The sequence below is a fragment of the Pseudomonas sp. GW101-3H06 genome, from assembly GCF_059424605.1.
In genome coordinates, this window is sequence record NZ_JBWKZO010000001.1 from 344,672 (window position 1) to 366,557 (window position 21,886).

A 21,886-nucleotide genomic window follows, 5' to 3' on the forward strand; every position below is an offset into this window, starting at 1 on the left:
CGGAAACTCAGATGCGTAAACGTCGTCATCAATTTGACCCAAAGGGGCGCTACGGTGTGACGCAAGCAACGATGATTGGTGGTTGCCGTGGGGGTGATTTGTCTTATGTAATTAAGGTCTATTAAAGTAATTAAATATTCCTTTATTGGATAAGCGATTTCGCTAATCATCTACGCCAAGGTTGTTGATCAGCGCTGACAGAATTTGAGTTTTCCGGGGCCGTCTCCTTGGCAGGGTGCGGTCCCTTTTTTATTCCATCTGAAAAACCACACCGAACCCCTGTGGGAGCGAGCCTGCTCGCGAAAGCGGCCTGTCAGTTATCTTCCATGTTGACTGACACGGCCCCTTCGCGAGCAGGCTCGCTCCCACAATGGTCATGTTTTATATTCGATACAGGTCTTAATAAATAGCTTCTTATTCCTTAACGAATATAACTCTCCTCCCTATACTCGACCGGGAACAGACACGCAGCAGGAGAGCTTCCCCATGCGCAACGAATCCATTCGCTACCTGATTGTGCCGGGCTGGCAAGGATCGCCAGAAGATCATTGGCAAAGCCATTGGCAGAACAGTCTGCCGAACAGCGCACGGGTGGAGCAGGCCGACTGGCTGACACCGCGACGTGAAGACTGGGTCGCGGCGCTTGCCGAGGCGATTGCCGCCGACAGTACCCCGGTGATCCTGATTGCCCATAGCCTGGGCTGCATCACCGTTGCGCACTGGGCAGCGACGGCACCGTTGCAGTTTTTGCGTCAGGTTCGCGGCGCCTTGCTGGTCGCGCCTGCAGACGTCGAGCGCCCGACCTGCGCGCCGGCACTGCGCAACTTTGCGCCGATTCCTGCCGACCTGTTGCCGTTCCCGAGCCAGGTCATCAGCTCCGACAACGACGCCGCCGTCAGTGCGCCGCGGGCGCTGGAGCTGGCGCGTAACTGGGGGGCGGAAGCGGGGATTCTGTCGGGTGCCGGGCATATCAATGTGAAGTCCGGTCACCAGCGTTGGGAGCAGGGCTTTGCCTACCTCTATCGCCTGCAAAACCGCATGGAACACCACGCTCTGCGCCGCGCTTGAAACTTTCAACTTTTTAAACGCCCCCGTCCCCCGGCGGTTTGGGGCGGGAGTCTGCCATGAGTTTTGAAACCTTCGGTCAGCCGCTGCTGACCTTTCCCGACGCCGAAAAAAGTCCCCTGAGCATCCGCGCCAAGGCGCTGGTGTTCGTCGACCCGCGCTCGCGGCAATTGCGCCAGGAGCTGGAACAACTGGCACCGCGTTCGATCTCGGTGCTGATCCGGGGGGAAACCGGCACCGGCAAGGAGTTGCTGGCGCGGCATATCCATCGTGCCAGTGATCGCGGCGGGCTATTTGTCTCGGTCAACTGCGGCGCGATCAGCCCGACCTACGCCGACGCCGAATTGTTCGGTTATGCCGCCGGCAGCTTCAACGGATCGGCCAGCAGCCGTGCCGGCTGGTTCGGTTCGGCCAACGGCGGCACCTTGTACCTGGACGAGATCGGCGATTTGCCGTTGCCCATTCAGATCAAATTGCTTGCCGCCCTGGAAAATCACGAAGTCACCCGTGTCGGTGCGCACCAGCCGAGCCCGGTGGATGTGCGTCTGGTCGCCGCCACCAGCATTGACCTGGCCCAGGCTGTCGCCGCCGGCAAATTCCATGAGCGGCTTTATCACTACCTCAGCGAAGGTCAGCTCGAGCTGCCGGCATTGCGCGACCGGGTCGGCGATATCCTGTCGTTGGCCGAGTACTTTCTCGGCATCTACAGCCAACGCCTGGACCTGCCGGTGCCGCTGATCAGCGAAGCCGCGCAACGCGTGCTGGAACGACACAGCTGGCCGGGCAATACCCGCGAGCTGGAAAACGTCATTCACTTTGCGTTGCTGGTGAGTACGGGCGATGAAATTTTGCCGGAGCATCTGAATTTGCCGGATGAGGGGCTGGGACGGATTGAACAGCAGCTCGAACAGATTCTTGGCAATGCCTCGGATGCCGAAAAAGAAGTCTTGAAACAAATACTTAAGGACGTCGCCCGCTTTCTGTAGAGCAAGCGTTGTTCCCGTCTATATCGTCGAACCCACGGGCTAGAGCGGTCGGCTGCTTTATGAACAAAATGGAATATGAAAGTGAATAAAAGATATTGTTCGGGAATAAAAAATCCCGGTATTGTCCGCATCACGCCAGCGATAGCATATGAATGGCACTTGTATTTAAAGCCGTCGCCACAAGCGACTGTGATTTTCGATAAGGACACTGCATGAAAAAGGTTCTGTTGTTCACCGCACTGGCGGCTGCCCTGACCGCGGGCCTGGCCCAGGCTGGCGAGAAACTGGTGGTTGCGGCAACCCCGATTCCACACGCCGAAATTCTGGAACTGATCAAGCCAACCCTCGCCAAAGAAGGCGTGGATCTGGAAATCAAAGTCTTCACCGACTACGTTCAACCGAACGTGCAGGTCGACCAGAAGCGTCTGGACGCCAACTACTTCCAGACCCTGCCGTACCTGAAAAGCTTCAACGAAGGCAAAGGCACTCACCTGGAAACCGTGATCGGTGTTCACGTTGAACCCTTCGGTGGCTACTCGAAGAAAGTCAAAACCCTGGCCGAGCTCAAAGACGGCGCGACCATTGCCATCCCTAACGAAGGCAGCAACAGCGGCCGTGCCCTGATCCTGCTGCAGAAGGCTGGCCTGATCGAGTTGAAAGACCCGAAAAACGCCCTGGCGACCCCGAAAGACATCGCCAAGAACCCGCACAACTTCAAATTCAAGGAGCTTGAGTCCGCCATGCTGCCGCGTGTGCTGGACCAGGTCGACCTGGACATGATCAACACCAACTACGCGCTGGAGGCAGGCCTGAACCCGGCTAAAGATGCGCTGGTGATCGAAGGCGCGGATTCGCCTTACGTGAACTTCCTGGTGGCTCGTCCAGACAACAAGGACAGCGTTGCCATCCAGAAACTGGCCAAAGCCCTGACCAGCCCGGAAGTGAAAGCTTTCATCGAGAAGAAGTACAACGGCGCGGTATTGCCAGCGTTCTGATTCGCGAGGTAAACCCCTTAAAGGTTTCCAACGCCGACGGCTGGTATGAGCGTCGGCGTTTTTTATTGCCTGCAAAATTCATGTGGGAGCGATTTCACGAAACAGGTCAAGCCATCCCGGCCTTCAACGCCCTGCGCAACGCAACCAGCCATTTGACGATGTCTTGCGAATTCATCGGTTGGGGCACTTTCACGTCTGCCATGTTCTCTTCCTTGTGATGGTTCGGCCGGGGAGTCTGGCCAAAAGTGGTCCGTCCTTGGAGGGGGAGTCTGAAATAAAGATCCGTCCTACGGCGCAAGGGAAAATAGCCGTCTTACGTCGCCTCGGCAAATGCCGAAAGACAGTAGTCTTTGCGAAGCTTTGCCAGGCGCCCCTCAGTCGGGCCAGTACCACGCCGGTTCATCCAGCATTCGCTGCCCGACCATTCCGGTTTGCCCCAAGTTTTTTTCCAGCACGATGCAATTGCATTCCGGGTCCTCTTGCAGCGCCGAAATCAACCGTCGGGCATGGGACACCACCCACACCTGACACTGCTCCGACGTGCGGATAATCAGCCTCGCCAGCGCTGGCAGCAGGTCCGGATGCAGGCTGGTTTCCGGTTCGTTCAGCACCATCAAAGTCGGTGGCCGCGGCGTCAACAGCGCCGCCACCAGTAATAAGTAACGCAACGTCCCGTCCGACAGCTCAGCCGCCGACAACGGCCGCAGCAAGCCTTCCTGATAAAACTCAATGGCAAAGCGTCCGCCGGCCAGCGGCTGGATATGCAGTCGTGCACCGGGAAACGCGTCGCTGATTGCACTCTGAAGTGCTTCGGGGTCGCCGATCTCGATGATGGTCTGCAATGCCGCCGCCAAGTCTCTTCCATCGTGGTGCAGCACAGGGGTGCGAGTGCCCAGTTGTGGCTGGCGCACTAGGGCGTCGGCGTCGCTGCGAAAGTGATCGTAGAAGCGCCAGCGACGGATGAACTCGCGCATTTGCAGGACTTCCGGCGAGCTACGCAGACTGCCAATCTGGTCGAACAGGCTATCGAAATTCGGCGTGTGTTGAGCCAGCACGTCCCAGCTACGATTGGCCCGGGCGCGGATCATCGGGCCGTCGCGATCTACCAGCAGACTGGCTGGGCGGTAAAACGGTCCGGACCAGATGCATTCCTTTTTTATTTCCGGGTCCAGGGAGAATGCTGACCGGCTCGGCTCGGGCAATCCGAGGGCAATCGAGTAGCTGAAATCATCGCTGGCGAACCCCAGGCGCAGGCGTTTGGGACCGTGTCGTACGGTCGACTCAATCGGCACTTCACCATTGCGCATGCGTCGCGAGAGGGTTTGCGGACCGGCCCAAAAGGTTGAATCCAGTCCGCCCTCGCGGGCCAGTGCATTGACCACTCCGCCCTGAGCGGTTTCCGCCAGCAGGCGCAGTGCCCGGTAGAGATTGGATTTGCCGCTGCCGTTGGGGCCGGTAATCAGATTCAACTGACCCAGCGGGATCACCAGTTTGTTGATCGAGCGGTAATTGGCCACCGCGAGGGTCTTGAGCATGGGTGCTTCCTTAGGCTTGTTCTACCGCATCCAACGGTTTTTGCAGTGCAGGGAAAATAGCTTTCTTGCGCTGGCATGGCGAGTTGGCGAAACAATTTTCCATGCATGACTAGCAGTTCTGATAGGTGCCCTTCACTTTCGGACAGTGCAAGCTGCATCGGAGGGAGGTACTCCTGATGCTGAAAACAGAATTGTGCCGCTATCGCTATAACGCTCTGGACCAACTGATCGGGTGTGAACTTGCAGGACAGCAAGAACTGCAACGATTTTACCGCCACGAACATCTTACGACCGAACTGCAAGGCCAGGTCAGCCGGAACGTGTTCCAGTACGACAAGCAACTGCTGGCGCTGCAATCATGCGAGGGTGGTGTGCTTGATAGTCAGCTGCTGACCACTGATCAGCAGCGTTCCGTATTGCAGGTCACCGGGCCGGGTGGAGCGACGCGTCAGGTTTATACAGCCTACGGTCATCGACGGGCCGAGAGCGGGTTTGGCAGTTTGCTGGGCTTCAACGGCGAGGCGGTCGATCGGGTCACCAGGCATTATTTGCTGGGCAATGGGCATCGGGCGTTCAACCCGGTGCTGATGCGGTTCAACAGTCCGGACCGGTTGAGTTCGTTCGGGCGAGGCGGGTGGAATGCGTATGCGTATTGTCAGGGGGATCCGGTGAATTTCTGTGATCCGACGGGACAGTTTGCCCTCGACAGCATCCTGAGGCTTTTTGTAAGCAGCAGTACCTTCGCCAGTTCAGTCATCGCATTGAAACCGGTCATCCCTTTCAAGCTAGCCAACAGTGCGTTAGCAAACGGTGGCGTATTTCAATTGGCTGCCAAGCCTGCATTTGGCGCGGCATCTTCCGCAATTGCCGGAGTCATTGGCCTAGGGTTTGGCGTAACGGGTTTAGCAAGCGCGATCATCGCCGCCGTCGACAGTGAGTCTGCGCTGCTGCGACCTCTATCTATCATATCGGCGGCCTTCATGGCCGGTGCTGTGGTGGGCAGAGTGGGATCTGCATGGGCTGCGCGTGATCCGAAAACCATTCCTGCATTGAAGGGTTTTGTAGAGAACAAAGGGCGTGCAGTGAACGCCCAAACGCCATCTTCGCCTAGACCTACCGCACCGCCTCAGACCCCAGACCCATTTGCGGGAGCAACAGCTCCTCCCCTGACAGCCAGTCCGACGGATGCTCCAAAATTTCTCTTTCCGCAAAATCCCCGCGACAGCGTAGGAACGACGGCCAGGGATATTCGCAGGCGATCTGTGTAATGCCGGAGCCAGACGACCAAGAAACCGTTAACCCCGGACTTTTTTGACCCGCATCGGGTGCGCCCCTGAAACCCTGTTCTAAGCTGACAGACGAATCGCGCCCGTAAAACGCAAAGGAGTCTGCATGGCTGGTCCCGGATTGAAAATGGCGTTTGGCCTGAGCCTGTTGGCCTTGCTGAGCGCTTGCAGTGAGGAGAAACCCGTCGAAAAGGACCGGCCACGGGTGTTCGTGCAGGAGGTGACGCCGGCTGATTACGCCGCCAGCGTCACCTTGACCGGTGATGTTCAGGCGCGGGTGCAGACCGAGCTGTCATTCCGCGTTGGCGGCAAGATTATCCAGCGGACGGTCGATGTGGGGGACCGGGTTTCCGCCAAACAGGTACTCGCCCGGCTCGATCCCAAAGACCTGCAAACCAACGTTGACTCGGCGATGGCCCAGGTCGTCGCCGAGCAGGCCAAGGTCAAACAGAACGCTGCGTCTTTCGTGCGTCAGCAAAAACTGCTGCCCAAGGGCTACACAAGCCAAAGCGAATATGACTCGGCACAAGCGGCGTTGCGCAGCAGCCAGAGTTCGCTGGCGGCGGCCCAGGCGCAGTTGGCCAATGCCCGTGAACAACTGAGCTATACCGCGTTGATATCCGATGCACCGGGTGTGATCACCGCGCGTCAGGCCGAGGTCGGCCAGGTGGTACAGGCCACGGTGCCGATTTTCAGTCTGGCCCAGGACGGTGAGCGCGACGCGGTGTTCAATGTCTACGAGTCGCTGCTGATCGAACCGCCGACGGACCGATCGGTGGTGGTCAGCCTGCTCGATAACCCGGCGATCAAAACCACCGGCAACGTGCGCGAAATCACCCCGGCAGTCTCCGAGCAGACAGGTACCGTGCAGGTCAAAGTCACCCTGGACAGCTTGCCCCCAGGCATGCAATTGGGCTCGGTGGTGAGTGCAACCGGCACGACTGGCGGCAAAGCCGCCGTGCAGTTGCCGTGGTCGGCGCTGACCAAAAAAGTCAGCGATCCCGCCGTGTGGTTGGTGGACGGGGAGGGTAAGGCGCAATTGCACCCGGTCACCGTCGGCCGCTATCTGACCGGTAAAGTCATCATCAGCGCCGGTCTGAACGGTGGCGAAAAAGTGGTCGTCGCCGGTGGTCAGTTATTGCACCCCGGCGTGACGGTGGAGATTGCCGAGAACACCTACAAGGACCTGGCCACGGAGACTCAACCATGAAGTCTCTGTTATGGGTTTTTACCGGTGTGTTGTTGGTGGGCTGTTCGAAAGAGGAACCGCCGGCGCAAACAGTGCGGCCGGTGCTATCGGTCGAAGTCCGGACCCTGGGTGAGGAAAACCTCGGGCGTTTTGCCGGCAACATCCAGGCTCGTTACGAAAGCAATGTCGGCTTCCGGGTGCCGGGGCGCATTGCCAGCCGCAGCGTCGATGTCGGTGCGGAAGTCGAAAAGGGCGCCTTGCTCGCCTCCCTTGATCCCACCGATCAACAGAACCAGTTGCGTTCGGCCGAGGGCAATCTGGCGAGCGTTCAGGCGCAATTCATCAATGCCCAGGCCAATGCCCGGCGGCAACAGGAATTGTTCGATCGTGGTGTCGGCTCACAGGCGCAGCTCGATGCCGCACAGACCGATCTGAAAACCACCCAGGCGTCCCTCGATCAGGCCCGGGCTGCGGTCAATCAGGCCAGGGATCAGCTCAACTACGTTGAGCTGCGCGCCGACCACAAGGCTGTGGTCACCGCATGGAATGCCGAGGCCGGGCAAACCGTCACCGCTGGCCAGCAAGTGGTGACCCTCGCACAACCGGACATCAAGGAAGCGGTGATCGATCTGCCGGACACCCTGGTCGACCAGTTGCCCGCAGGCGTGGTGTTTCAAGTTGCCTCGCAACTGAACCCACAGATCAATACCACGGCCATCGTGCGGGAAATCGAACCCCAGGCCGAAAGCACCACCCGCACCCGACGCGCACGCCTGACCCTGGCCGAGACACCGACCGCGTTCCGCCTGGGCACGGCGATCAGCGTGACCCTGAGCTCAGCGGTCAAACCCCGCATCGAAGTGCCTGTGAGCGCATTGCAGGAGGTCGAAGGCAAACACCGGATCTGGGTAATCGATCCCAATGCGCAAACCGTGTTCCCTCGAGATGTCATCCTCATCCGTCGCACCGACAGCAGCGTGGTGCTGGCCAACGGTGTGAAGTCCGGCGAACGTGTGGTCACAGCCGGTGTGAACAGCCTCAAACCGGGGCAAAAAGTGAAAGTCGATGAGGACAGCCCGCAATGAAAGGGAGTTTCAACTTATCCGAATGGGCGCTCAAGCATCAGTCGTTCGTCTGGTACCTGATGTTCGTCGGCCTGCTGATGGGCGTGTTCTCCTACATGAACCTGGGCCGCGAGGAGGATCCTTCGTTCACCATCAAAACCATGGTGATCCAGAGCCGCTGGCCCGGTGCGACCCAGGAAGAAACCCTCAAGCAAATCACCGACCGTATCGAGAAAAAACTCGAAGAGCTCGACTCCCTCGACTACGTGAAAAGCTACACCCGCCCGGGCGAATCCACGGTCTACGTGAACTTGCGCGACACCACCAAGGCCAAGGACATTCCGGAAATCTGGTACCAGGTGCGCAAGAAAATCGGCGACATCAAAGGCCAGTTTCCCCAGGGTATTCAGGGGCCGTCGTTCAACGACGAATTCGGTGACGTATTCGGCTCGGTCTACGCCTTCACGGCCGACGGTTTGTCGATGCGCCAGTTGCGTGACTATGTCGAGCAGGCCCGCGCCGAAATCCGTGACGTGCCGGGGCTGGGCAAGATCGAGATGGTCGGTCAGCAGGACGAGGTCCTTTACCTGAATTTTTCCACGCGCAAACTGGCGGCGCTGGGCATTGATGAACGCCAGGTATTGCAGAGCCTGCAAGCCCAGAACACCGTGACCCCGGCCGGGGTAATCGAGGCGGGACCCGAGCGGATTTCCGTGCGCACGTCCGGGCAGTTCGCGTCCGAAAAAGACCTGGCCAACGTCAACCTGCGGCTCAATGACCGGTTCTACCGACTGGCCGACGTCGCTGACATCCGCCGTGGCTACGTTGATCCGATGAGCCCGGAGTTTCGCTACAACGGCCAGCAGGCCATCGGCCTAGCCATTGCCATGCAGAAGGGCGGCAACATTCAAGTCTTCGGCAAGGCGCTGCACCAGCGCATGATCGACCTGACCGTCGACTTGCCCGTCGGCGTCGGAGTGCACACCGTTTCCGACCAGGCCCAAGTGGTGGAAGAGGCCGTCGGCGGCTTCACCAGCGCATTGTTCGAGGCGGTGGTGATCGTGCTGGTGGTCAGCTTCGTCAGCCTGGGTATGCGCGCCGGGTTAGTGGTGGCGTGTTCGATCCCGCTGGTACTGGCGATGGTGTTCGTGTTCATGGAATACAGCGGCATCACCATGCAGCGGATTTCCCTCGGGGCGTTGATCATTGCTTTGGGTCTGTTGGTGGACGATGCGATGATCACCGTCGAAATGATGGTCTCGCGCCTGGAGCTGGGCGATACCAAGGAGCAGGCGGCAACCTTCGCCTATACCTCCACGGCATTTCCGATGCTCACCGGTACCCTGGTGACCGTGGCCGGCTTCGTGCCCATTGGCCTCAACGCCAGCTCTGCCGGCGAATACACCTTTACCCTGTTTGCGGTGATTGCCGTGGCGATGCTCGTCTCATGGATTGTCGCGGTGCTGTTCGCCCCGGTGATCGGCGTGCACATTCTGAGCGCCAATGTGAAGCCGCACTCGGCTGAGCCAGGGCGTCTCGGGCGGGCTTTCAACAGCGGATTGCTGTGGAGCATGCGCAATCGATGGTGGGCCATCGGCATCACCGTGCTGCTGTTCTTGCTGTCAGTGGTGGGCATGCGTTTTGTGCAGAACCAGTTTTTCCCGTCCTCGGATCGCCCGGAAATCCTGCTGGACCTGAACCTGCCGCAAAACGCCTCCATCGATGAAACCCGCAAAGCCGTGGACAAGCTCGAAGCGACGCTCAAGGGCGACCCGGACATCGTGCGCTGGAGCACCTACATCGGTCAGGGCGCGATTCGTTTCTACCTGCCTCTGGATCAGCAATTGCAGAATCCGTACTACGCGCAACTGGTGATCGTCAGCAAAGACTTCGAGGCACGCAAAGCCCTCAGCGACCGCCTGCGCGAGCGCCTGCGCAAGGATTTCGTCGGCATCGGCAGCTACGTGCAGGCGCTGGAAATGGGGCCGCCGGTCGGGCGGCCAATCCAGTACCGTGTCAGTGGAAAAGACATCGACCAGGTGCGCAAACACGCCATCGACCTGGCCAGCGAACTGGACAAGAGCCCGCACATCGGCGAGATCATTTTTGACTGGAACGAGCCGGGCAAGGTCTTGCGCATCGACATCGCCCAGGACAAGGCACGCCAGCTCGGCCTGTCGTCCGAGGACGTGGCGAACCTGATGAACAGCATTGTCAGCGGCTCGACGGTGACCCAGGTCGACGATGACATCTACCTGATCAACGTGGTCGGTCGTGCGGTGGACGCCGAGCGGGGCTCGCCGGAAACCTTGCAGAACCTGCAGATCGTCACACCTGGCGGCACGTCGATTCCGCTGCTGGCGTTTGCCACCGTGCGCTACGAACTCGAGCAGCCGTTGGTGTGGCGCCGTGATCGCAAACCCACCATAACCATCAAGGCCACGCTGCTTGGTGACATTCAGCCAACCGACTTGGTGACGCAGCTCAAACCTGACATCGACAAATTCGCCGCGAGTCTACCGGTGGGCTACACGGTTGCCACCGGCGGTACCGTGGAGGAAAGCAACAAGGCCCAGGGGCCGATCGCCAAGGTGGTACCGTTGATGCTGTTTTTGATGGCGACTTTCCTGATGATCCAATTGCACAGTGTGCAGAAGCTGTTCCTGGTGGCTAGCGTCGCGCCGCTGGGGTTGATCGGTGTGGTGCTGGCGTTGGTACCGACGGGAACGCCGATGGGCTTTGTGGCGATTCTGGGGATCCTGGCGCTGATCGGCATCATCATCCGCAACTCGGTGATTCTGGTAACCCAGATCGATGCGTTCGTCAGCGAAGGGTATTCGCAGTGGGATGCGGTGATGGAGGCGACGGAACACCGCCGTCGCCCGATCCTGCTGACCGCGGCGGCGGCGAGCCTGGGCATGATCCCGATTGCCCGGGAAGTGTTCTGGGGGCCGATGGCTTACGCGATGATTGGCGGCATTATCATCGCCACCTTGCTGACGCTGCTGTTTCTGCCGGCGCTGTACGTGGCCTGGTACAAGATTCGCGAGCCGAAGAAAGAAGTGGCTTAAAGGCGAGCGCTGCGTGCTCATCGCTGGCAACGCTGTGCCGATGGTTCCCGAAAAAAATTTTGGGAACGGTCCTACTTACAGCGCCAGAGCGTTTCGGTACGGTCTCTTTTCCAAAAGGAGGAGGGATTTCGATGTCACGGATTACCCGTCGTTTGTGTTGGGGGCTGTTGTTAGGCGTTCTCCTGTTTTCATCCTCGACACTGGCCGCCAACGTGCTGGAAAACCCGTTGTGGCGCGTCGAGCTGGACCCCGCCACGCTGGCCATCCGCGTCACTCCCGCGCAACACCTGCCCGTGCAAGCTTCGACGGGGGGTGTCAGGCACAAGGTCGGCGAACTCAAACAAAGTGCTCATCGCCTGGACTGGCAATGGGACGACGCGGCCTGGACCCTCAGTGCCGTCCTCGATCAGCGAGACCTGTCGCTGTCCATCACGGCCCGCGATCCCGGAGAACTGAAATTTCTCGAACAACCGGGCCATGCCATGGGCAAAGGCTTGATCTGGCCATTGGCCGAGGGGCGCTACGTACCGGCGGGTGACGCGCGCTGGCAGAAGTTCCTTCTTGATCAAGGTGAAGTCAACACCACCCAGGATCTGAGCCTGCCCCTTTGGGGCGTCGATCACGGCGGGTTCACGTTGAATTGGCTGATGACCAACCCCTACAACAATCGCCTGACGTTCAGCGCCGAAAACAATGCTCTTGTCCTGGCGACCCATCACCAATTCACCTCACTTGAGCCTGATGCTCCGCTGACGTTCAAGCTGTCATTGGGGGATGCCGATCTGTTGGCCGGGGCCAAGCGTTATCGGCAATGGTTGGTCGACAACGGGCAATACGAAACCTTGAGCGACAAACTGCTGAAGACACCCGAAGCCAACAAGCTGCTGGGCGCCACTCATGTTTATTTGTGGGGCAACGACCTGCTCGGACCGAACGACGTGCGCAGCTGGTCGGCGTTGTTGACCCTGTTGCGAGGCGACGGGGCGCTGGCCGGCAAATTGCGAGGCAGCTTAGATATTGAAAGCCGCAAGATGCTCGGCGTCGTGCAAGCGCCGCTGAACCGTTATCAACAAACGACAGTGCTGCGCGGCCTTAACGGCGCGCTCAACACCTTGGTGCGAAAGGGCTGGCAGGCTGTCGTCGAGCCGGACATGCAGAAACTCGCCGAGGGTTACGGCCAGTTGCGCAGGGAGTTGGCCAGTGAGTTCGCCGAAGCACTCACCGACGGCCCTGAACGTTGGGGCAGCAGTTTGTCGAGGCGCACGTTTGAACAGCTGCAAGCGGCAGGGCTATCGCGGCTCTGGATAGGCCTCGGCGAGGGCTGGGAGGGCGGTCTCTGGCATCCCGAGGCAGTGCGCGAGGCTGTCGCGCAAGGGTATTTGCTGGCGCCGTACGATGCCTATGAAACCGCGCTCAGTGCCCGTGAAAATCCGGACTGGACCACGGCGCACCTGGGTTCTCGGGCCAACCGGGAATGTGCGATTGTCTTGAGCGGTGGGCGGTTCAAAAGCGGTTTTCAGCAATCGGGGCATTACACCGATCCGCGTTGTGTACGACCATTGCTTGAGGCCCGTATCAAGGCCGTACAGGCGCGCGCGAATTTCAACAGCTGGTTTCTCGATGCCTATGCCACCGGCATGCTGTTCGACAGCTATCGACCTGGGGCCCCCTTGACCCAGGCTCAAAATGCCGAGGGTAATATCGACGCGTCGCGCTGGGTCAATGAAACCTTGAAGCTGCCAACAGGCTCCGAGGATGGCAACGCCACAACGGCCCAAGGCGTAGTGTTTGCTCACGGCATGCAGACACCGGTGATCGGCTGGGGTGATCCGGACATGAGCAAGCATCCGAATTCGCCCTATTTCCTGGGCCGCTGGTTTCCCAATGAACAACCGCAGGTTTTCTTCAAAAACGTGCCGCTCAAGGAACCTTACCGCACGGTGCACTTTGCGCCGCAGACGCGATTGCCGCTCTATCAGGCGGTGTTCCACGGCTCGGTCATCACTTCCCATCACTGGTTGTTCGACAGTCTGAAGCTGAGCAATGTGCGGGTCGAAAACGAACTGGCTCAGTTGCTCTACAACGTACCGCCGCTGTTTCACCTCAGCGCCGAAACGCTCAAGCAACGGCTGCCGCTGATGGCGCGCCAGGATGCCTTCTTTCGGCCCCTGCACGAGCGCCTGGCGACCCAAGCGATGATCGACTTTCGGTGGTTGAGTGAGGATCGCCTGGTGCAGCAGACCACTTTTGCCGATGGCACGCGGCTGGTGGCCAATTTTGACGCGCGTGAACGTGAGGTTGAAGGTCAGCGGCTGGCGGGGCAGGGCATCACTGCATTTGTGGCAGATGGAGCCGTATTGAAGTATCAGGCATCGTCCATGCCCTGAAGAGCTTCGCGAGCAGGCTCGCTCCCACATTTGACCGCGTTCGTCTGGATAACTCGATCAAAGGTGGGAGCGGGCTTGCTCGCGAAAGCGTCAGTACAGACAACGCTAATTTCAGTTCTCTATACCTTACGCCAGACACTCGCCAACCAAGGCTGCTGCTCGCGCGGCAACCCCGCCGGCCGGTAGTAATGTTCCAGCTCCACAAACCCCGCCTCGGTCAGCAACTGTTGCCACGCCGCCAGATCGTGATAGGCCCCATAACGCGCCCCATTCCAGCCTTCCTGATTTTCGCCACGGGGATTGGAACTGAACAACACGCCACCGGGCTTCAACGCCGCTCGTAGCTGCTTCAACACCCTCGGCAACTCCTGACGCGGGACGTGAAACAACACCGCATTGGCAAAGATCCCATCGAAGCGTTCGGCCGGTAGATCGAGTTTCAAAAAGTCCTGCTGCCAGACCTCGCACCCACTGTCCTCACGGGCCATCTGCGCGAGCTTTTCCGAACCGTCGAGACCTACAGCCTTGTGGCCCATGCGGGTGAAGGTCTGCAAATCACGCCCCGGCCCACAGCCGAAATCGAGAATATCGAACGGCGCCTCGCCTTGAATATGCCGCAACAACGCATCGATGTTCTGGCTGACATCGTGATCACGGGTCCCTTCACGAAACCCCTCGGCTACCGAGTTGTAATGGGCCAAGGTGGTGGCGGTGATCTGTTGGAGGTCGGTGGGGGTCTGTTTCATGGTGGCTGCACAGGCGATTGATATCTGCCGAATATACGCCATCAGGTTCGGGGCTGCTGAGCAGCCCATCGCGAGCAGGCTCGCTCCCACAGGGTTCTGGGCGGTACACAAGTTTTGTGTTCACTGAAGATCACTGTGGGAGCGGGCTTGCCCGCGATGGCAGTGGTGCTGACAAACGAATGGCTCAAGCCATACTCAGCCTTGCTTCATCCCCAAACACTCAATGGACCGATCAACCATCGCTTTGGCGATCTCCAGCAAATGCCACACCGAAAACACCATGGCCCGGTCGGCACCCTTGAGATGGTCACCACACTGGTACGCCGTCACCGAGGCACAGCGCAGCAGATCCGCGATGTAGAGTTGAGTGTCTTCGAAGCTCACGTCCTTGCTGACGTTGTAGAACCGCAGTTCATCGGGGGGGGAGGGTTGATCGCCAGTGAGGTAAAAGTCGATGGCGCGGTAGAGGGCGGAGCGGTCTCTGAGCAGGTCGTCGGTGACGGCTTCGTTGGAGGGGTTTTCTGGTGGATCGGGAACGGATTTTTCCATGAGTGTTGCTCCTATTGCTGCATGGGAGCCATCACTTACCGCCTACTAAACGATTGGGTGGTGGCTGTGCGCGGGTAGTAGGCCGGTCAATAGGAAAACCGGTGCATCCGAAGATGCCCCACGCACAGCTACCATTTTGCATGCGGCAAGAATTGCCGAGCATGGACTTGCTATGCACCTATTGTCCGGGGCTACTAAACCCGATCACTGATGAGCAGTGACGGACCGAGACTAGCCACCGGATCTGGCAGGCGCAAGCGAGCGGAATAATCTAGGAAATGTCCTGCAAAGGAAAGGGATCTGGCCTTCGGAAACACTGATTTTTCTGTGCGAAATATCACCGCTCAACGCTTGTTGAGCCCGCGCGCCAACCGATCCCCACCCAGCTGAATCACCGCCACCAACGCCACCAGCAACACAATCACGGTCAACATGATCTGGCTGTCAAAGCGTTGATACCCGTACCGATAGGCAATGTCGCCCAGCCCGCCGGCGCCAATCGCCCCGGCCATGGCTGAGGAATTGATCATGGTCACCAGGGTGATGGTGAAACCGCCGACAATCCCTGGCAGCGCCTCGGGCAACAACACATGCCAAACAATGTGCCCACGTCGGCAGCCCATGGCCTGTGCCGCTTCGATCAAGCCATGATCCACCTCGCGCAAACTGACTTCGGCAATTCGCGCGAAGAACGGTGTGGCGGCGATGGTCAGTGGCACTACAGCTGCCCACACTCCGTAGGTGGTACCGACGATCAACCGGGTGAACGGAATCAGCGCCACCATCAAAATCAAAAACGGAATCGAGCGGAACAGGTTCACGAACGCACCCAGCACACGATTCACCGTCGGCGCCTCGTAGATGCCACCCTTGGAACTGGTGACCAGAATCACCGCCAACGGAATGCCCGCCAGCAGCGCGATCAGCGATGACACGCCGACCATCAGAAACGTATCGACGAAGCCCAGCAGCAAGCGATCAAACCACATAGCCCAACACCTCCACTTGCTGCGCCCATTGACCGGCACGCTGACGCAACTGTTCAGCAGCGAGAGGCGAACCGGTCACCGCCAGCAGCAGTTGCCCCAGTGCATGGCCCTGAATCCGTTCCACGCCACCTTGCAGCAAGCGCACGCGGCCACCGAGGGCGCTGAACAGGGCGGCAATGTCCGGCTCGTCCTGCGCCGAACCCGTGAATTGCAGGCGCAGTACGATGGCGTTATCCGAGGACTGCTGTTGCGCCTGCAAGCGGCTTTGCAGCTCCGACGGCAGGGCATGCTGCAACGGGGCGAGCAGCGTCTTGCTGACCTCGTGCTGCGGGTTGCCGAAGACTTCCCAGACCGGTCCCTGTTCCACCACACGCCCGCGTTCGAGGACGACGACGCGATCACAGATCTCGCGGATCACGGCCATCTCATGGGTGATCAAAATGATGGTCAGGCCCAGGCGCCGGTTGATCTCGCGCAGCAGGCCGAGGATCGATTGTGTGGTCTCTGGATCCAGCGCCGAAGTGGCCTCATCGCAGAGCAGAATCGCCGGATCATGAACCAGCGCGCGGGCGATGCCGACACGCTGTTTCTGGCCACCGGAGAGCTGTGCCGGGTAGGCCTTGTGTTTCGCTTCCAGGCCCACCAGTTCCAGCAGCTCACGGACCTTTCGGTCGCGCTGTTCCTTGGGTACGCCAGCGACTTTCAGCGGCAATTCGACGTTCTGCCAAACGGTCTTGGCCGACATGAGATTGAAGTGCTGGAAGATCATGCCGATGCGCCGACGCAGTTTCACCAGTCGGTCCTCATCGAACTCGCCGATGTCCACCTGATCGATCAACACCCGGCCGCTGCTCGGTTGTTCGAGGCGGTTGATGGTACGAATCAGCGACGACTTGCCGGCGCCGCTGCGGCCGATGATGCCGAACACTTCACCGCGCTGGATCGCCAGGTCGATGCCGTGCAGGGCTGCCACCGGGCCTTGCTGGCCGTCGTAGGTTTTACCCAGGCCGATGAAGCGGACATGGGCACGATTGAGCTCGGGGCGCAGTTCGGTTTGTTCTGCAATGTGGGGCGCTGGAATGTCCAGTCGCAGCTGGGTCGCAGCCGTCATGTTCAGCTCTCCCAACCGGCTTGATAGAGCTTGCCATGGGCTTTATCCAAGGCGGCGCGAACAGCGGGCGAATGCTGGTAGATGTCGACGAACTTGATCAGGCGCGGGTCGGTTTTGCTTTTTGGCTGGATCACGAACTGAATCACGTATTCCTTGTGATCGAGGCCGTCGAACAGCAGCGCCGAGCCAGCATCGAAAGTCTTCGCCAGGCGGATATAGGCCGGGTAGCCCTGCACCAGATCGGCGTCGTCGTAGGCGCGCACCAGTTGTACCGCTTCAACCTGCAGAATCTTGATCTGCTTCGGGTTGGCGATGATGTCTTCTTCAGTGGCCTTGTAACCCACGCCCGGCTTGAGAGTGATCAGACCGGCCTTGGCCAGCAGCTGCAAACCGCGACCGCTGTTGATCGGATCGTTGGCGATGGCCACGCTGGCGCCTTCGGGCAGTTCATCGAAGCTCTTGTACTTTTTCGAGTACAGGCCGACGTTGTTGATGATCCCTGGCGCGAACGGCACCAGGTCAAAGCCGGAAGCGGCTTTGGCGTTTTCCAGGAACGGGATGTGCTGGAAGTAGTTCACGTCGATGTCACCCGAGGCGAGGCTGACGTTCGGCGCGATCCAGTCGGTGAACTCCACCAGTTCGACGCTCAGGCCTTGTTTGCCGGCTTCTTCGACCGCCGCTTCCAGCGGGATGGCGAACGCGGCGGTGGTGCCGATTTTCAGCGGCGCGTCGGCGGCGAAAGTGATGCCGCTGAAAAGACCGAGGGTCAGGGCCAGTGCTTTGACTGGGTGAGAGAAGGCGTTCTTTTTCATGATGAGTTTTCCAGTCAGTGCATAAATGTGTGGTGTCTGGGCTTGCTCGCGAAGCTTTTAGCGGCGAAACGCGGACCCCGTGTGTTGCTCAGGCAAATGCGCCCCTTCGTTGAACAGCTTTTCCCTCAAGCTGCCATCGTCATAGGCGGTCTTGTACGACCCCCGACGCTGCAACTCCGGAATCACCCATTCAATGAAATCGACATAGCTTTCCGGCGTGACAATGCGCGTCAGGTTGAAGCCGTCGAGGCCGGTTTCGGCGATCCACGATTCCAGTTCGTCCGCGACTTGTTCGGGCGAGCCGACCACGGTGATGTAGCGCCCGCCGAGGGCGTGTTGTTCGAGCAATTTGCGCCGGGTCCAGTCGTTGTTTTGCAGGTTTTTGGTGGCGGACTGGATGGCGTTGCTCTTCACGTACTGGATCGGCTCGTCGATACCGTACTCGGAGAAATCGATGCCGGTGGACGCCGAGAAATGCGCCACACCGGCTTCGGCACTGGCGTAGCTCAGGTACTCGGCGTGCTTCTTCCAGGCCAGCTCTTCGGTGGCGCCGACAATCACGTTCAGCCCCATGAACACCTTGATGTCTTCGGGGTTGCGACCGGCCTCGACGGCGCTGGCGCGAACCTTGTCCACCTGCACCTTGGTCGATGGCTTGTTCTGGCCGCTGATGAACACGCACTCGGCATGCCGTCCGGCGAACAGCAAGCCGCGATCGGAACTGCCGGCCTGGAACAGCACCGGCGTGCGTTGCGGCGACGGCTCGCACAGGTGATACCCGTCGACCTGATAGAACTCACCTTTGTGCTCGACCTTGTGCACCTTCTCCGGTTGCGCATAGATACGCTGCTGCGGGTCGTTGAGCACCGCGCCGTTTTCCCAGCTGCCTTCCCAGAGTTTGTAGAGCACCTCCAGGTATTCGTCGGCCTGGTCGTAGCGGCGGTCGTGCTCGACCTGTTCACTCAGGCCCATGGCCTTGGCGGCGCTGTCGAGGTAACCGGTGACAATGTTCCAGCCCACGCGCCCGCGGCTCAGATGATCCAGCGTCGACATGCGCCGGGCGAACAGGTACGGCGGCTCGTAGGTGAGGTTGGCGGTGAGGCCGAAGCCGAGGTTTTTGGTCACAACCGCCATGGCCGACACCAGCAGCAGCGGGTCGTTGACCGGCAGCTGGATCGACTCTTTGAGCGGCACGTCCACCGAGTTCTGGTACACGTCATAGACGCCGACGATGTCGGCGATGAACAGGCCGTCAAACAGCCCGCGCTCGAGCAATTGCGCCAGTTCGGTCCAGTATTCGATCGTCTTGTACTGAGTCGAGGTGTCCCGTGGGTGTGTCCACAGGCCATGGTTGATGTGCCCGATGCAGTTCATGTTGAACGCGTTGAGCCGGATCTTTTTTTTAGCGGCAGCCATCAGAGGGTCCCCCGCAATGGCGGGTTTTCATCGTTGAGGTAGTAATTGCCCACGGCGTGGTACTTCCAGCGCACCGGGTCATGCAGTGTGTGCACCCGGGCATTGCGCCAGTGCCGATCCAGACCATGTTCGCTCAGGGTTGCCTGGCTGCCGGCCAGTTCGAACAGTGTGGTGCCGGCGGCGAGGGAGATTTCGGTGCTGATGGCCCGGGCTTCGGCGACCGCAATCGAGGCCGCGGCGACAGTCTCGGCAGTGGTGTCGGCCTGGGCCCTGTCGAGAAATTCACCGGCGCGCTCCAGCAGGGCCTCGGTGGCGTGCAGGCGAATGCTCAAGTGACCGAAGCTCTTTACCGTCAAAGGATCTTCAGTGGCTTTTTCGTGAGTAGCGTCGATCCATGCCCGGGTCTTGGTGCGCACAAAGTGCAGCGCATCTTCGTAGGCGGCGCGGGCGATGCCGGTGTCGATGGCGGCATGGAGAATCTGCGCCAGCGGGCCGACCGGGGTCGGGCGCTCGAAGGCGCTCTGGAACGGGATCACATCTTCTGCGGCCACAAACACATCTTCGAACACCACCGAACCGCTGCCGGTGGTGCGCTGGCCGAAGCCGCTCCAGTCGTCGATCACCGTCAGGCCCTTGCTGTGGCTCGGCACGAATGCCAGTTGCTGCACACCGTTTTCATCGATTACCGAGGTGGGGATGCGCTGGGCGTAAATCGCGCCGGTGGCGTAGAACTTGCGACCGTTGATGCGATAGCCGTCACCGTCGCGGGTGAGGCTGGTTACGCGGTCGTGGGCGGTTTTGGTGCCGAGTTCGGCCAGGGCGTTGCCGAAACGCTGACCGGCCAGTACTTCGGCATACAGGCGTTTTTTCTGCTCTTCGCTGCCGTTCACCTGCAGCACTTCCAGGGCATAGAAATGGTTCTGCGGAATCTGGCCGAGCGAACCGTCAGCCCGGGCAATCAGCGCAATGACCTTGGCCAGCGTGACGTTGGAAACACCGGCACCGCCGTACTCCCTGGGCACGCTGATGCCCCACAGGCCGGAACGGGAAAACACTTCCAGCTCCGGGTGTGGCAGCCGGCGTTCGCGGTCGCGCAGGGCGCTGTCGCGTTTGAAGTCTTCGGCCAGGTCGTTGGCGACGATCAGGGCTTGCTCATCGCTGGTGATGACCGCGACGTGTTGAGAATGAGTCATGTGTTCTCCAGAGATCTGGTCAAAAGTGTTCTGGTCGTCAGATCCAGGAATGGCGAGCCGGCAACGTGCCGTTCAGGTGATAGGCGCCGACCGCGTGGTACTTCCAGCGCACCGGGTCGTGCAGGGTGTGCACCCGTGCGTTGCGCCAGTGGCGGTCGAGGTTGAATTCAGCGAGGGTGGCGCGGCTGCCAGCCAGTTCGAAAAGCTTTTCGCTGGCCAGCAGCGAGATCTCGGTGGTCAGCACTTTGGCTTCGGCGACAGCGATCGAAGCGCGGGCGGCGGACTCGGCGGTGAGCGGCGCGGCATGTACCTGATCGAGTACGTGCCCGGCCTTGCGCAGCAAGGCTTCAGCGGCGTGCAGTTCGATTTTCAGTTTGCCGATGTCGGCGATCACGTACAGGTCATCGCTGGCCCGCTCAACGTTGGCATCGATCCATGGCCGCGCGCGGGTTTTCACGAATTCAATGGCATCGTCGATAGCTCCCCGGGCGATACCGGCGTCGATGGCGGCCTGAATCAGTTGCGAGACGGCGCCTTGGGTATTCGGCTTGTCGTTGATCTTCCAGTTATCCACCACCAATTCGGCGTCGACCCGCACGTTGTTGAGCAAGATCGTGCCGCTGGCGGTGGTGCGCTGACCGAAGCCGGACCAGTCGTCGACGATCCTCAGTCCCGGCGTTCCGCGACGCACGAAGGCCAACACCTGCTTGCCGTCGTCATTGAGCGCCTTGACCGCGACCCAATGCGCGAACAGCGCACCGGTGGAATAGAACTTCTGCCCGCTGAGGACAAAACCGTCGCCGTCGGCCGTAATGCGCGCCTTGAGCTCAAGGGTGTTTTTTGTTCCGCGCTCAGGCCCGGCATTACCGATGCGCCAGCCTTCGAGAACGCTTTTGAACAGCTGTTTTTTCTGCGCCTCGGTGGCGCTGCCAAGTACCAGATTCAGGATGCCGAACTGATTCTGCGGGATCTGCCCGAGGGCCGGATCCGCAGCAGAGATAATCGCGAAAACCTGCGCGAGGGTGACGAACGAAACCTGTGGGCCACCGTACTCGCGCGGGATGGCAATGCTGCCCAGGCCGCTGCGGGTGAACTGTTCGATTTCCGACCATGGCAGCTTGCGCTGTTGGTCCCGTTTGGACGCTTGCAGGCGGGCGGTTTGCGCCAGCTCATGGGCGGCCTTGATGGCTTGTGCGTCGTTGCGCAGCACTTGTGCGGGCAACAACAAAGGGGCGACATCCAGATCACTCTGGACGATTGCATCTGCCAGACTGGACATCAGCGCCACTCCTTGGCTGCTACACGCAATGCCCTGGCGATCTGCACTGGGGTGATTGTGTTCCGGACCATACCTACCTCACATCTTATGGAAGCACCGCGGTGCGGCGAACGAAAACAAGAATGTCCGGTGGTCCGGTGTATATACCCTAAGCGTTTATAAAAAACTTATGAACTAACTTTTGGGAATATATATAGAAGTGTGTCACCACGA

At 59.7% G+C, this 21,886-nt stretch carries 17 protein-coding genes; 8 read left to right on the plus strand and 9 right to left on the minus strand.

Annotated elements, in window-relative coordinates; all coding sequences use genetic code 11:
- The first annotated feature begins 486 nt into the window (after positions 1 to 486).
- The 3 genes from AC07ZE_RS01635 to AC07ZE_RS01645 all read left to right on the plus strand — a co-directional run bounded on the left by AC07ZE_RS01635 (position 487) and on the right by AC07ZE_RS01645 (position 3,046).
- On the plus strand, positions 487 to 1,068 hold the full coding sequence (locus AC07ZE_RS01635) for an alpha/beta hydrolase (RefSeq protein WP_207260351.1): 582 nt from the start codon (positions 487 to 489) through the stop codon (positions 1,066 to 1,068).
- A gap of 56 nt (positions 1,069 to 1,124) precedes the next feature.
- Entirely contained in the window at positions 1,125 to 2,051 is a 927-nt protein-coding gene (locus AC07ZE_RS01640; RefSeq protein WP_207260353.1) for a sigma 54-interacting transcriptional regulator, read from the plus strand.
- 212 nt (positions 2,052 to 2,263) lie between these two features.
- Entirely contained in the window at positions 2,264 to 3,046 is a 783-nt protein-coding gene (locus tag AC07ZE_RS01645; protein ID WP_207260355.1) for a MetQ/NlpA family ABC transporter substrate-binding protein, read from the plus strand.
- A gap of 374 nt (positions 3,047 to 3,420) precedes the next feature.
- Here AC07ZE_RS01645 and AC07ZE_RS01650 read toward each other — a convergent pair whose 3' ends face one another.
- On the minus strand, positions 3,421 to 4,581 hold the full coding sequence (locus tag AC07ZE_RS01650) for an AAA family ATPase (protein ID WP_207260357.1): 1,161 nt from the start codon (positions 4,579 to 4,581) through the stop codon (positions 3,421 to 3,423).
- Between the two features lie 176 nt (positions 4,582 to 4,757).
- On the opposite strand from AC07ZE_RS01650, the gene AC07ZE_RS01655 reads away from it, so the two are divergent.
- The 5 genes from AC07ZE_RS01655 (at position 4,758) to AC07ZE_RS01675 (ending at position 13,578) form a co-directional block, all read left to right on the plus strand.
- Entirely contained in the window at positions 4,758 to 5,849 is a 1,092-nt protein-coding gene (locus AC07ZE_RS01655) for an RHS repeat-associated core domain-containing protein (protein ID WP_207260360.1), read from the plus strand.
- 124 nt (positions 5,850 to 5,973) lie between these two features.
- Entirely contained in the window at positions 5,974 to 7,077 is a 1,104-nt protein-coding gene (locus AC07ZE_RS01660) for an efflux RND transporter periplasmic adaptor subunit (protein ID WP_207260367.1), read from the plus strand.
- Positions 7,074 to 8,141 (plus strand): efflux RND transporter periplasmic adaptor subunit, encoded by a 1,068-nt coding sequence (locus AC07ZE_RS01665; RefSeq protein ID WP_207260369.1) that lies wholly within the window; start codon positions 7,074 to 7,076, stop codon positions 8,139 to 8,141. Before AC07ZE_RS01660 ends, AC07ZE_RS01665 begins: the two co-directional genes overlap by 4 nt.
- Positions 8,138 to 11,191, plus strand: coding sequence for an efflux RND transporter permease subunit (locus AC07ZE_RS01670; RefSeq protein WP_207260370.1), 3,054 nt, complete (start codon positions 8,138 to 8,140; stop codon positions 11,189 to 11,191). The genes AC07ZE_RS01665 and AC07ZE_RS01670 overlap by 4 nt, the downstream gene beginning before the upstream one ends.
- 131 nt (positions 11,192 to 11,322) lie before the next feature.
- A complete protein-coding gene (locus AC07ZE_RS01675) occupies positions 11,323 to 13,578 on the plus strand; it encodes a glycoside hydrolase (RefSeq protein ID WP_207260371.1) in 2,256 nt (751 codons plus the stop codon).
- A gap of 119 nt (positions 13,579 to 13,697) precedes the next feature.
- Here the strand turns inward: AC07ZE_RS01675 and AC07ZE_RS01680 are convergent, their stop codons facing one another.
- The 8 genes from AC07ZE_RS01680 to AC07ZE_RS01715 all read right to left on the minus strand — a co-directional run bounded on the left by AC07ZE_RS01680 (position 13,698) and on the right by AC07ZE_RS01715 (position 21,673).
- Entirely contained in the window at positions 13,698 to 14,324 is a 627-nt protein-coding gene (locus AC07ZE_RS01680) for a class I SAM-dependent methyltransferase (protein ID WP_207260372.1), read from the minus strand.
- Positions 14,325 to 14,519: 195 nt separating this feature from the next.
- A complete protein-coding gene (locus AC07ZE_RS01685; protein WP_207260373.1) occupies positions 14,520 to 14,873 on the minus strand; it encodes a DUF6124 family protein in 354 nt (117 codons plus the stop codon).
- A 344-nt stretch (positions 14,874 to 15,217) separates the two neighbouring features.
- On the minus strand, positions 15,218 to 15,862 hold the full coding sequence (locus tag AC07ZE_RS01690) for a methionine ABC transporter permease (RefSeq protein ID WP_207260374.1): 645 nt from the start codon (positions 15,860 to 15,862) through the stop codon (positions 15,218 to 15,220).
- Positions 15,852 to 16,973, minus strand: a complete 1,122-nt coding sequence (locus AC07ZE_RS01695) for a methionine ABC transporter ATP-binding protein (protein ID WP_207260382.1) — start codon at positions 16,971 to 16,973, stop codon at positions 15,852 to 15,854. The genes AC07ZE_RS01690 and AC07ZE_RS01695 overlap by 11 nt, the downstream gene beginning before the upstream one ends.
- A 2-nt stretch (positions 16,974 to 16,975) precedes the next feature.
- On the minus strand, positions 16,976 to 17,785 hold the full coding sequence (locus AC07ZE_RS01700) for a MetQ/NlpA family ABC transporter substrate-binding protein (protein ID WP_207260385.1): 810 nt from the start codon (positions 17,783 to 17,785) through the stop codon (positions 16,976 to 16,978).
- A gap of 57 nt (positions 17,786 to 17,842) precedes the next feature.
- The gene (locus AC07ZE_RS01705) at positions 17,843 to 19,201 is read right to left on the minus strand and encodes an LLM class flavin-dependent oxidoreductase (RefSeq protein WP_207260387.1); all 1,359 of its coding nucleotides are present in this window, start codon (positions 19,199 to 19,201) and stop codon (positions 17,843 to 17,845) included.
- Positions 19,201 to 20,394 (minus strand): SfnB family sulfur acquisition oxidoreductase, encoded by a 1,194-nt coding sequence (locus tag AC07ZE_RS01710; protein ID WP_207260395.1) that lies wholly within the window; start codon positions 20,392 to 20,394, stop codon positions 19,201 to 19,203. Before AC07ZE_RS01710 ends, AC07ZE_RS01705 begins: the two co-directional genes overlap by 1 nt.
- A gap of 37 nt (positions 20,395 to 20,431) precedes the next feature.
- Positions 20,432 to 21,673, minus strand: coding sequence for an SfnB family sulfur acquisition oxidoreductase (locus AC07ZE_RS01715; RefSeq protein ID WP_207260402.1), 1,242 nt, complete (start codon positions 21,671 to 21,673; stop codon positions 20,432 to 20,434).
- Positions 21,674 to 21,886 lie beyond the last annotated feature (213 nt).